The sequence below is a fragment of the Hafnia sp. CBA7124 genome (genome assembly GCF_002355555.1).
GTDB lineage: Bacteria > Pseudomonadota > Gammaproteobacteria > Enterobacterales > Enterobacteriaceae > Hafnia > Hafnia alvei.
Genome location: NZ_AP017469.1, coordinates 4,511,894 through 4,524,349 on the forward strand (window position 1 = coordinate 4,511,894; position 12,456 = coordinate 4,524,349).

The 12,456-nt window shown below is 46.5% G+C and carries 11 protein-coding genes; 5 read left to right on the forward strand and 6 right to left on the reverse strand.

What is annotated here, in order from left to right:
- The first annotated feature begins 3 nt into the window (after positions 1-3).
- Positions 4-978 (forward strand): glyoxylate/hydroxypyruvate reductase GhrB, encoded by a 975-nt coding sequence (gene ghrB / locus CPY98_RS20475; RefSeq protein ID WP_043489909.1) that lies wholly within the window; start codon positions 4-6, stop codon positions 976-978.
- Between the two features lie 71 nt (positions 979-1,049).
- Here ghrB and hemN read toward each other — a convergent pair whose 3' ends face one another.
- Positions 1,050-2,423: an oxygen-independent coproporphyrinogen III oxidase gene (gene hemN / locus CPY98_RS20480; RefSeq protein ID WP_046449620.1), complete on the reverse strand. Its 1,374-nt coding sequence runs from the start codon at positions 2,421-2,423 to the stop codon at positions 1,050-1,052.
- 182 nt (positions 2,424-2,605) lie between these two features.
- A complete protein-coding gene (gene yihI, locus CPY98_RS20490; RefSeq protein ID WP_025799753.1) occupies positions 2,606-3,145 on the reverse strand; it encodes a Der GTPase-activating protein YihI in 540 nt (179 codons plus the stop codon).
- Between the two features lie 750 nt (positions 3,146-3,895).
- Between yihI and yihA the strand changes: the two genes are divergently transcribed.
- The gene (yihA, locus tag CPY98_RS20495; protein WP_025799755.1) at positions 3,896-4,549 is read left to right on the forward strand and encodes a ribosome biogenesis GTP-binding protein YihA/YsxC; all 654 of its coding nucleotides are present in this window, start codon (positions 3,896-3,898) and stop codon (positions 4,547-4,549) included.
- Between the two features lie 320 nt (positions 4,550-4,869).
- Here yihA and polA read toward each other — a convergent pair whose 3' ends face one another.
- On the reverse strand, positions 4,870-7,674 hold the full coding sequence (gene polA / locus CPY98_RS20500) for a DNA polymerase I (RefSeq protein WP_096388682.1): 2,805 nt from the start codon (positions 7,672-7,674) through the stop codon (positions 4,870-4,872).
- A gap of 458 nt (positions 7,675-8,132) precedes the next feature.
- On the opposite strand from polA, the gene CPY98_RS20505 reads away from it, so the two are divergent.
- Positions 8,133-9,053, forward strand: a complete 921-nt coding sequence (locus CPY98_RS20505; protein ID WP_096388683.1) for an acyltransferase — start codon at positions 8,133-8,135, stop codon at positions 9,051-9,053.
- A 48-nt stretch (positions 9,054-9,101) separates the two neighbouring features.
- Here the strand turns inward: CPY98_RS20505 and dsbA are convergent, their stop codons facing one another.
- The 3 genes from dsbA to CPY98_RS20520 all read right to left on the reverse strand — a co-directional run bounded on the left by dsbA (position 9,102) and on the right by CPY98_RS20520 (position 11,101).
- On the reverse strand, positions 9,102-9,725 hold the full coding sequence (gene dsbA / locus CPY98_RS20510) for a thiol:disulfide interchange protein DsbA (RefSeq protein WP_040044562.1): 624 nt from the start codon (positions 9,723-9,725) through the stop codon (positions 9,102-9,104).
- A gap of 32 nt (positions 9,726-9,757) precedes the next feature.
- Entirely contained in the window at positions 9,758-10,744 is a 987-nt protein-coding gene (locus CPY98_RS20515) for a serine/threonine protein kinase (RefSeq protein ID WP_096388684.1), read from the reverse strand.
- A gap of 87 nt (positions 10,745-10,831) precedes the next feature.
- A complete protein-coding gene (locus CPY98_RS20520; RefSeq protein WP_043489920.1) occupies positions 10,832-11,101 on the reverse strand; it encodes a YihD family protein in 270 nt (89 codons plus the stop codon).
- A 166-nt stretch (positions 11,102-11,267) separates the two neighbouring features.
- Here CPY98_RS20520 and mobA point away from each other — a divergent pair, with 166 nt between their 5' ends.
- Both mobA and mobB read left to right on the forward strand, forming a co-directional pair.
- Positions 11,268-11,852: a molybdenum cofactor guanylyltransferase MobA gene (gene mobA / locus CPY98_RS20525; RefSeq protein ID WP_096388685.1), complete on the forward strand. Its 585-nt coding sequence runs from the start codon at positions 11,268-11,270 to the stop codon at positions 11,850-11,852.
- Positions 11,849-12,361 carry a molybdopterin-guanine dinucleotide biosynthesis protein MobB gene (mobB, locus tag CPY98_RS20530; RefSeq protein ID WP_096388686.1) on the forward strand — a complete coding sequence of 171 codons (513 nt, stop codon included), beginning with the start codon at positions 11,849-11,851 and terminating at the stop codon, positions 12,359-12,361. The genes mobA and mobB overlap by 4 nt, the downstream gene beginning before the upstream one ends.
- Positions 12,362-12,456: the final 95 nt, after the last annotated feature.

Genomic DNA, 12,456 nt, shown 5'->3' on the forward strand with positions numbered 1-12,456 from the left:
TTTATGAAGCAATCCATTGTTCTGTATAAAAAAATACCCTCTGATTTGCTACAACGATTAGAAGACAATTTTGATGTCCGATTCTTTGATGGAATCAATGAGACTAACCGTGCAGAAGTTCTCGCCGCGCTAAAAAATGCCGATGGTATGATTGGCGCAAGCGTACCAGTGCGCGCTGAGTTGCTAGACCATGCGCCCAAGCTAAAAGCGATCTCAACCATTTCAGTTGGCTACGATCAGTTCGACGTCGGCGATCTGACACAGCGCAAAATTGTGTTGATGCACACGCCAACGGTGCTCACCGAAACTACGGCCGATACCGTGTTTACGCTGATTCTGATGACCGCTCGCCGCGCTTTGGAAATGGCGGAAATGGTGAAAGCCGGAAAATGGACACGCAGCATCGGCAGCGATAGCTATGGCGTCGACGTTCATCATAAAACGATAGGTATTTTGGGTATGGGCCGTATCGGCGCTGCGCTGGCGCGCCGAGCCCACGCGGGTTTTGGCATGAATGTTTTGTACTGGAACGATCGCCCCAATACGCAGGTGGAAGAGGAGTTTAACGCTCGCCGCTGCGAGCTGGATGAGTTACTCGCTCAGTCTGACTTCGTCTGTATCACGCTGCCTTACAGCGAGCAAACGCATAAGCTTATCAACGCCGAACGTTTAGCAAAAATGAAATCCAGCGCTATTTTGATCAACGGCGCACGCGGCAAAATTGTCGATCAGGCTGCATTAATTAAAGCGTTAAAAGACGGTACGATTCGCGCTGCGGGGTTAGATGTGTTCGAAGTGGAACCATTGCCTGCTGATTCAGAATTGCTGCAGTTACCTAACGTTGTTGCACTGCCTCACATCGGCTCAGCAACGGAGGAAACCCGCTATAACATGGCGGCCTGCGCGGTGGATAATCTGATCACGGCATTAACGGGGGAAGTAACGGAAAACAGTGTGAATGCACATTTGTTGAAGTAATTGCTTCGATCTTCACTTCAGGTCTTGGTAGGTTTAGCCACATCGGCTCTTCCTACCAAGACCGATATCTTCTAGATCACCCGCGAAAACTGCTGCATTCTCGCCTGCTTGCGCAGATAGATATCAAAGCACATGCAAATATTACGGATCAGCAAACGACCGCGTGGCGTCACTTCAATGCTGGTTGGCGTGATTTCCACCAGCCCATCATCGACCAAAGGTGCCAGTAGTTTTAAGTCATCCGCGAAATAATCGGCAAAAACAATCGCGTATTGGCTCTCAACTTGGGAATAGTCTAGGCGGAAGTTGCAGATGAGATTTTTAATCACATCACGGCGCAAACAGTCATCCTCAGTCATCGAAAGCCCACGCCAAAGCGCATGACCATGATCTTGCACATCGGCATAATACTCTTTCAGCACTTTGCGATTCTGCGCATAGCTATCCCCGATCATGCTTATCGCGGAAACGCCCAGTCCGAGCAGATCGCTATCGCCCTGCGTGGTATAGCCTTGGAAGTTGCGATGCAATTTGCCTTCACGCTGAGCCACTGCCAATTCATCATTAGCATGAGCGAAATGGTCCATGCCGATAAACTGATAGCCAGACCCCGTTAGCATCGCGATAGTTTCTTGCAGAATAGACAGCTTGCTGTCTGCCGATGGCAGGTCTTCGTCTTTAATTTTACGCTGCGCGGCAAATAGCTTCGGCATATGCGCATAGTTAAATACGCTCAGACGATCAGGATTGAGCTCAGCCACTTTTTGCAGCGTATAGCTAAAGCTCTCTGGCGTTTGCTTTGGTAAGCCGTAGATAAGATCGATATTCGTTGAGGTAAAACCAATCGCTTTAGCCCGATGAATCAAATCGAAGATAAACTGTTCGTCTTGCTCACGATTCACCAGCTTCTGAACTTCTTTGTTGAAGTCCTGCACGCCCATACTGAGGCGATTGAAGCCTTCTTGCCGCAGGTGGTCGAGCACATCCAGCTCAATTTCACGCGGATCGACCTCAATTGAAATTTCTGCATCCGGCAGAAAATCAAAAGCATCGCGCAACATATGCATTAAGCGGGAAATCTGGTTTTTATCTAGATAAGTTGGCGTACCACCGCCCCAATGTAATTGGGAGACTTTTCGCCCCACAAACATCGGTGCACGTTGGCGAATTTCAAATGCCAGCTTATCAAGATATTCGTCCGCTTTATGTGTTTGGCGGGTAACGATCTTATTGCAGCCGCAGAAGTAACACAGCTTGTGGCAAAAAGGGATATGAACGTAAAGCGAAAGCGCACGTTCAGGGTAACGAGCTACCGCATTCGCAAACTCAGTCTCGGTGAAACTTTCGCTGAATTCTAATGCAGTAGGATATGAGGTGTAACGCGGCCCAGAATAGTTATATTTTTGAATCAGGGCCAGATCCCAGACAATTGCCTGTTCCGACATGCTTACTCCTTCCGATGATTTCGTCTGCCAGACCGGTGACGAGGAAGCCGTGAAAACTGGCGGGTCATGGCAGCTTGCCGCCAGCGTTGTTTACGCCGCGACAGCCACCATAGTTTACCTAATAACCACAGCAGATAACACGTAAGCAGTAAGGCTATTGTTAGGATTAGCCCCATTGACGATTAAAATACGTCTTTCGGGTTACCGCGTTTGAGCAATTTAACGATGTCTTCTTTTGGCTCTTCTTCGTCGACTTCGTCATCTTCGTCGCCCAACTCGATGCCTAACTCTTCCATCAGTGCATCAATGCGGTCCAACATATTGTCAACGTAGCTTTGCTCTTCTTGGTTGAGATCTTCACCATCGTCGAGACGGATCAGCAGCTCATCCAGACGCGGATCGTTTTCCAACTGAGTCAGCTCTTCTTCTGGCGTCAGTCGTTTTTTCGCTTCCGGTTTAGGCGCTTTTGCTTTTGGCTTCTTCACTTCTGTTGCCACCAGCGATACAGGCACTTTACTGCCGATACGCGGATCTACAACTTTGGCTGCATCACCGGTTTTTTTGTTGGCAGCTTCTGGGTTGGCACGGCCACCCGATTTGTTACCGCGGTGCTTTTTCTGGCGCTTACGGGCACGAGCTTCCAGATCGAGCTCAACACGGGTTTTTCGTTTTTGTTTTGGCGCTGAAGTTTTAGCTTTCGGCGTTTTATTGGCAGGACTCATTAGCGTGTACTCACAGAGAGATAAATCGAGTAGAGAAATATTAGCGAGCTCAGGTTAATTCCTGATACGCCAGTCTCCGACACCCGTAAAACAGGCGTTTAGGCTGAGGGGGCGGACAATGCGCACACCCTACCAGAAAGCACACAAAGAAAAAAGGCGACAGCCTAAACTGTCGCCTTAATTCTAGCCTTCAAATGAAGGATATTCACGCAATTCAATCCTTGAATGCAGTCAACGTCCCGGTTTTTCCCTTTGCCGTTTTGCTCCTAGCATCCTCTTCCTGAGGCTCTTGTCCTTGTTGCGCCAATCCCAGCGCTAAACTCATCCTGAGTTCGTGTCTTCCTTTACGATATACATCCTGTATATCTTCGCTAATCCTTTAGCGTGAATCCTTTCTCTCGTTACGCATTCTTGCGTTCCCTGAGATTCGTCTTCCTGACGAAGTTTTCCGTGCCGTTATCCTTGGCGTTGAAAGATACTTTAAAGTATTGGCTTACTTTCTCAATGGGTTATCACGCCCGCTAACATGTGATCTTTATCACGTTGTTTTGTAATTATATGAATCTATTACTTTAATAAATTCAGGCTTATAGCGGAAAACGTGATTGCCCGAAAAATGAATGGTCAATGTCTTACACGGCTGTAAGCCGTGAGCTTACAGCAGATAAACAGCGGTTTTATGCGCTCTTTACGGCTGATGCAGTTATAATCCCCACCAGATACCCCCATGCTTTAATGGAGACGAACGTTTTGAACCGTAAAACTTATAACTATCATGTGACACACTTCGTCACCAGCGCCCCTGATATTCGCGCTCTGCCAGCCGATACCGGAATTGAAGTCGCCTTTGCTGGTCGCTCTAACGCCGGTAAATCCAGCGCCCTTAATACGCTGACCAACCAAAAAGGCTTAGCGCGTACGAGTAAAACGCCAGGCCGTACTCAGCTGATTAACCTGTTTGAAGTCACCGACGGTATTCGTCTGGTTGACTTGCCGGGCTATGGCTATGCTGAAGTACCGGAAGAGATGAAACGCAAATGGCAGAAAGCGCTAGGTGAATACCTGCAAAAACGTAACTGTCTGAAGGGATTAGTGGTGTTGATGGATATCCGTCATCCACTGAAAGATCTCGATCAGCAAATGATCCAATGGGCCGTAGACGTTAACCTACCAGTTATGCTGCTGCTCACCAAAGCCGATAAGTTGGCATCCGGCGCGCGCAAAGCTCAGCTAAATATGGTGCGTGAGGCTATTTTGCCATTTATGGGCGATATTCAGGTTGAAGCGTTTTCTTCACTGAAGAAGTTTGGCGTCGATAAGCTGAGTGAAAAACTGAATACGTGGTTCAGTGAGATTGAGCCTGAAACACTGTCTGAAGAAGATGAGGAAGAAGGCGGGGAATAACTGCCTAACATCTTATTGAACAAGTTATTGAACAAGGTCGCTTAGGCGGCCTTTTTTGGTTTTGACAAAAAAAAACGCCCCAGTCATAAAAGACTGGGGCGGCTAATATTCAGCCAAATCCGATTACGTGAAGTAAAAGGTCTGAAAGATAGAACATCTTACCTCTGTACCCTACGCCTGTAACTCTACAACATTTTCAGACGAGGGAAAACACTTTTTGTAGCTAACTTACAAAGATGCGTTCAATTAAACAGCATAAACGGCGTAATGAACGCGATTTTATGTAGTTAAATTACATAAATAGATTAATTAACCATCATTTAGTGAGCTTGATCCCAGTTTTCACCGGTACCCACATCAACTTTTAACGGAACCGCCAACTCAAGGCTTTTCTCCATGAGTTCACGAACTTTCTCAACCGTTTGATCGATGATGGACTCATGAACTTCAAAGACCAATTCATCATGCACCTGCATAATCATGCGAACTAAAGGTTCTTTCTGTTCCAATAACCATGCATCAACGACGATCATCGCACGCTTGATAATATCAGCCGCGGTTCCTTGCATCGGAGCATTGATCGCGGCGCGTTCTGCCGCCTTACGGCGCATACCGTTACGGGAATGAATTTCAGGAAGATAGAGGCGACGGCCATCTAGCGTCTCTACATATCCCTGCTCTGCCGCCTGCTGCCGTGTGCGCTCCATATATTCCAGCACGCCAGGGTAACGCTCAAAATAGAGGTCCATATAGCGCTGCGCTTCGCCACGAGCAATATTCAACTGACGAGCCAAACCAAAGGCACTCATGCCATAAATCAGCCCAAAGTTAATCGCTTTAGCACTGCGGCGCTGTTCACTGGTGACATCTTCAAGCGCTAAGCCAAAGACTTCTGCCGCCGTGGCACGGTGAATATCTTTACCAGCGGCAAACGCAGTCAGTAGTCCCTTGTCACCCGACAAGTGCGCCATGATGCGTAATTCAATCTGAGAGTAGTCGGCCGCTACAATTTTATAGCCCTGTGGCGCAATGAAAGCCTGGCGGATCCGGCGTCCTTCATCATTACGTACTGGGATATTCTGCAGGTTAGGATCGCTGGAAGAAAGCCGTCCGGTTGCGGTAACCGCTTGGTGATAAGAGGTATGAACCCGACCAGTCGCGCCATTGATCATCTGCGGGAGCTTATCCGTATACGTACTTTTTAACTTCGCTAAACCGCGGTGTTCCAAAATAATGGTTGGCAGTTCAAAACCCTGCTCCGCTAATTCAGCCAGCACTTCTTCATTTGTTGAAGGCGCGCCACCCGGCGTTTTTTTCACCACAGGCAGCTTCTGCTTTTCGAATAAAATTGCCTGTAACTGTTTTGGCGAGGAGAGGTTGAAGGGTTCCCCTGCGGCCTCATGTGCCTTCTTCTCCAGCTCATCCAAACGGATAGCCAGCTCCTGAGAATGTTTGCCCAGAATATGGCTATCGATCAGTACGCCGGTTCGCTCCATACGCGAAAGCACCGGAACCAAAGGCATGTCGATATCGGTGAAGACTTTCTTCAAACCCGCTTCTTTTTCTAGCTGTGGCCAAAGTTTGAGATGCAGCTGTAAAGTCACATCAGCATCTTCTGCCGCATAAGGCGCAGCCTGCTCAAGCGCAATTTGGTTAAAGGTCAGTTGAGATTTACCCTTACCCGCAATTTCTTCAAAGGTAATGGTTTTATGATTCAAGTGGCGCTCAGCCAAGCTATCCATATCATGGCGACCGGCAACGCTGTCGAGATCATACGATTCCAGCATCGTGTCGAACGCAATGCCTTTGAGCTCAATGCCATAACGCGCCATGACGCCTTGATCGTATTTTAGGTTCTGCCCAACTTTCTGTAGATTATCATCTTCCAATAGGGGTTTTAACTTCGCCAAAACGGTATCACGGCTCAGTTGATCTGGCGCATCGAGATAATCATGGCCGACCGGAATATAAGCCGCCACGCCAGGCGCAGTCGCAAATGACAGGCCAACCAGATTGGTCGTTAAGACATCCAGAGAGTCAGTTTCCGTATCGAAGGCAAAGACCTTCGCGGCTTTTAAGCTGGCGATCAAATTATCCAGCGCCGGCTCATCCAGAATAGTTTGGTAATTTTCCTGTGATAAAACCGACGTAGCTTCTTCCACTACAGCGGCCTCTAGCGGCTCACTGGCAGCTTTCGCGGATTTACGCGCCGTTGGTGCTTTCTTTTCACCACTGAGCCAAGAACCAGCCTCAGCGTCTTCTAACCAGCGTTTAAACTCATAGCGGCTAAATAATTCGTGCAGCTGTTCAGTATCCATCGGCTTGAGCTGGAGATCGTCGCAGGTAATATCCAACTCAACGTCAGTTTTAATCGTTGCCAGCAGGTATGAAAGATCGGCCTTATCTTTATTCAATTCCAGCTTAGCGCCCATCGTTTTGGCACCGCGGAAGCTCAGCGTCGCCACTTTATCCAAATCGCTATAAATCTGTTTTAGGCTACCAATACCTTGCAGCAGCGCCTGAGCCGTTTTCTCGCCAACCCCAGGTACGCCTGGAATGTTATCCGAGGAGTCCCCCATCAGGGCGAGGAAATCGATGATTAACTCCGGTGGCACACCATACTTCTCACAAACTTCCTGTGGCCCCAAAATGGTGTTATTCATCGTGTTGATCAACGTGATATTTGGCGTCACAAGCTGCGCCATATCTTTATCACCGGTGCTGATCAATACATGGCGTCCCGCCTTTTCAGCGGCCTGCGCCAACGTACCAATAACATCATCAGCCTCGACGCCAGAAACGGCCAAAAGGGGCAAACCAACGGCCTGAACCATTTTATGCAGCGGCTCTATTTGCTCACGCAAGTCATCTGGCATAGGTGGGCGATGTGATTTGTACTCAGCAAACAACTCATCACGGAAAGTCTTTCCTTTGGCGTCGAATACCACAGCGACGTGACTTGGCTGATACTGCAGCATCAGGCTGCGCAGCATATTCAACACGCCATACATTGCCCCGGTAGGCTCTCCCGCACGGTTCGTTAACGGAGGAAAAGCATGGTATGCACGGTACAGGTATGAGGATCCATCAACTAGGATCAGGGGGTTTTCAGGGATTTCGGCCATAGTATGTCTTTATCGTGATGGTGGACTTAGAGGTAAGGATGCCATACCTCGGGGCAAGAGACGAATTTTAGCGGGAGATTTGATGAGTAATGCGATCAAGTATTCAGATCTGAATGATCAAATTGTGGATAAGTTTGTGAACAAAAGATCATGATTTTAATAATAGGTGTTCTCATCCAGACTTTATTTACAATTTCATTAGTATTTTAAATAACTTACACGTAAAGATCCCTGTTAGAACATAAAATAGCCAGCCCCCACACGATGTGGATAATATTTCAATTAGTCACCGTTATTTTCATATTACTGATAATGCCTCATACAGATTAGTCTAAATAATCAACTATGCTAATGCTTTTGAATTTATCTTTCATATATCTGGCGAAATGCTGTTGTTCAATAAGCCTTCTGGTAAAATCGCGCTTTGATTCCTCAAATGCTATTACACGAATAAGCTAATGCCTACGTTGATTGCCTTGGTTCTATCACCCATCCTATTTGTGTTAACCACGGCGTTGACCATCCTCGTGACAGTTTTATGCTCTATACCGATTACGATCGCAGGCATCATAAAGCTACTACTCCCCATCCCTTTTATTTGGCGATATATCTCAAGCTTTGCTGATTTCATGATGTGGTGCTGGTGCCAAGGCTTATCGATGCTGATGAGGTTTAACGTTGGGTTAAAGTGGGAGATAGATGGCTTAGAGGATCTGAGCAAAGACAATTGGTATTTGGTCATCAGCAATCATAAAAGCTGGACCGATATTGTCGTGCTCTGCGTATTATTGCGGAATCACATTCCAATGAATAAGTACTTTTTGAAGCAACAGCTTGCTTGGGTTCCTTTCGTTGGCTTTGCCTGCTGGGCTCTGGATATGCCGTTTATGAAACGCTATTCACGCAGCTATTTACTTAAGCATCCCGAATTACGCGGTAAAGATATTGAAACCACACGCCGTTCCTGCGAAAAATTTCGTCTTCGCCCGACTACCATCGTTAATTTTGTCGAAGGATCGCGAAGCACTGAAGAGAAGCGAGTAAGAACGCACTCTCCTTATCGAAATTTGCTCCCCCCTAAAGCTGCAGGCATCGCATTCACGCTAAGTGCGTTGGGTAATCAGTTTGATCGCGTATTGAATATAACGTTGGTCTACCCAGACAATAATCACAGCCCGTTTTTAGACTTACTCTGCGGCAGGATGAAGAAAATTGTCGTCCGAGTAGAAACATTGCCCATCACCGCGGAAATGCACGGCGATTATTTCAACGATAAGGTCTTTAAACGACACTTTCAGCTCTGGTTGAACAATCTCTGGCAGCAAAAAGATCGGCTTATCGATCACCTTAAAAAGGTGTATGCAGAACCACATAAGTAAAAAAACCGGGCAAAAGCCCGGTTTTTTATTACTGAGACAGACGCAGGATTATTTCTGCTTCAGCAGGAAGTTTACAACGTGAGAGAACTGCTGAACGTAGGAATCCATTGAGCTGGTATCCAGACCATCGTTTTTGACCATATATTTGCCATTAACAAAGATAGCAGGGACGCCGCGCAGTTGCAGATCTTCAGCCGCTTTCTCTTGCTGTACAACTAAAGATTTCACCACGAAGCTATTCAACGCGCCATCATAGTCTGCGGCGCTAACGCCCGCTTTAATGAAGACGTTACGGATATCTTCAGGACTCTGTACGCTTTGGGTTTTCTGCACAGCTTCAAACATTGGCTGAGTGATTTTATCTTCAACGCCCAGAGCCATTGCAACAGCCCATGCTTGAGTTAACTGCTTGCCCAATGGGCCTAAGAATTCAACGTGATATTTGGTCATTTTCACGCCTTCTGGCAGGCCTTTGCGTACTGCATCAGAAACGTGGTAAACCTCTTCGAACTCATAGCAATGTGGGCAGTAGAATGAGAAAAACTCTAAAACCTGTGGCTCATTAGTGATGCTTTTATCCAGCTTCACATACTGATCGCCTTCAGAAAATTGAGCCGCAGAGGCACCAAATGCCATTGCGATCCCAACTAACGCCAACCAAATCTTTTTCATGCGAACTTCTCCATCGTCTTAAGTTTTTTGATTTAATACATCGGCATTAGCTGCAACGGTGGTGCTTGTAACAGCTTAACCTGTTCCATGAAGGCAGATGTTTGTCTCAACCAGAAACTCTCATCGGTCATCCACGGAAAACTCTTTGGAAAGGCAGGATCTTGCCAGCGGCGGGCAACCCATGCCAAATAGTGCACCATGCGCATAGCACGCAGCGGCTCTATTAGTTTTAGCTGCTGAGAGTCAAAATCAGCAAATTCGCCGTAGGCCTCAAGCAAAATATCCAATTGGATCAGCTGTTCTTGGCGCTCACCATGCAATAGCATCCATAAATCTTGAACCGCTGGACCATTGCGCGCGTCATCTAAGTCAACAAACAGCGGGCCATCTCGCCACAGTATATTGCCGGGATGGCAATCACCATGCAGTCGTACCGGCGCCCAGTCAGTTGTCCAATACTGCTCCACTTCCAAAATCAATGACTCTAGAGCAGCAAGAAACGCAGGTTTTAGCTTTATGGGTATTAATGAAGTACGCTCTAAAACAGCCCTTGGCTGATAGAGATACTCATCCAACCCCATGGTTGGACGCTCGGTGAAGAGCTTCTGCTGTCCAACTTGGTGGATACGCGCCATATAACGCCCAACCCATTCAAGCTGATCGTCGTTGTCAATTTCATATGCACGGCCACCCACGCTTGGAAACAGAGTAAAGGCATAACCAGCAAAATGATGAAGAGTTTGTCCATTTAATGACAACGGTGCAACAACCGGGATCTCGCTGTCAGACAGCTCACGAGCAAAGCCATGTTCCTCGCCGATTTGGCTATCTGACCATCTTTCAGGACGGTAGAACTTCGCAACATAGCGCTGACGCTCTTCATCCATTAGTTGAAAGACACGGTTCTCATAGCTATTGAGCTCGGTTAAGCCGGAATCAATACGAATCCCCGTACTCTCGATGGCATCGAGAATAAGATCTGGCGTAAGTGTTTGAAAACTGAAAGTTGGATTAGTCATAGTCAGGCCAGAGCTCGCGCAATAAACCAAGATGATAACATTATCAAATCGACCTACCGCGCTGTTTATGCGCTATCTTGTCTGAAATTAGTCTTTGATTACGCCTCTGGCACGCAGAATGGCGGTCTTAAAGTCTTCCTCGTAATCTTTCTTTAGACCAGGGATAACTTCAGTGCTGGCGCTGTTACGCATCTTAAGATGATAAATGAGAATATCGTCGGTCAGGTCAGCTAAATCGCCTTTAAACCCTGCTTCATTGGCTAGTTTTTGCAAAAATTGAACCAGATTTAAATCAGGTTCTTGTTGCCAAGCTGGATGGATCAGTTCAATGAGTTCATTAACGCGATGGCATTTCATTATGTATTTCTCCCTGATGCTTAATGGGCAGACAAATTATCAGTCTTAATTTACCAAAGATAGCCCTTGCTCGTATAACATTCACTTTTTACAAACTATTACACGCACAGGAAACTCTGGGACAGGCGCGTTACAATAGCCTATTAGCGATAGAGAGAGACACTGTATGTATGACATCGAAGGTGTAATTCTAGCAGGAGGAAGAGCCTCTAGAATGGGTGGTAATGATAAAGGCCTCGTTCTACTCAATGGCAAACCTCTTTATCAATATGTGCAGGAGGCGCTGACGCCTCAGGTAACAAAGCTTTCCATCAATGCTAATCGTAATATATCAATGTACCAACGTTCAGGGCTGAGCGTATTCCCTGACGTTCTTAACGATTACCCCGGACCATTAGCAGGAATGCTAAGTGGTTTGCAGCAAAGCCACCATGAGTGGGTTGTGTTTGCTCCATGTGATGTTCCTTTTATTCCAACAGATATCGTGCATCACCTGTGGACATATAAAGCAGATAAAAAAGCCGCATACATATTTGATGGAAACAGAGCACACCCAACAATTGCGTTATTGCACCGTTCCCTCATTTCGCCTCTGATGAATTATCTTGAACGAGGCGAGCGGAAATTAATGATTTTTTTAGAACAATGTGAAGCCCAAAGGATTACGTATCCTAAAGAAGAGTGTTTCATCAATTTCAATACATACGAAGAGTGTTTGCGATGCGAGCAGAAGCTAAAGGAACAAAAATGAAGAACAACATACCTTTGCTTGGTATAGCGGCTTATAGCGGGACAGGAAAAACAACGCTATTAAAAAAGCTTATTCCGCTTCTGAATACTAAAGGGATAAGAATCGCGCTTATTAAACACACACACCACGATATGGATATTGATACGCCAGGAAAAGATAGCTACGAGCTTCGTAAAGCAGGTGCAGAGCAAACCTTGGTGGCAAGTGACAAACGATGGGCGCTAATGACGGAAACGCCAGAGGAAGAGCCTCTGGATTTACAATTTCTGGCTTCGAAGATCGATCCCTCTCGCTGCGACCTTATTCTGGTTGAAGGCTTTAAGCATGAACCTATTCCTAAGATCGCGTTATACCGTGAATCAGTCGGGAAGCCTTTTGCTGGAATAATTGACGATCACGTAGTGATCCTGGCGAGCGATGGAAACATTAACTGCAATCTTCCTATGTTAGATATTAATAACATCGGACACATCGCAGATTTCGTCGAAGAGTGGTTAAAGCAGCAGTAAGATCTACCTACATAAAAATAATAAATAGCCGCGTTAGCGGTTATTTATTTGATAATTTTTTCAAATTCCCCATAGCAAAAAACCCCAGTCTTTCG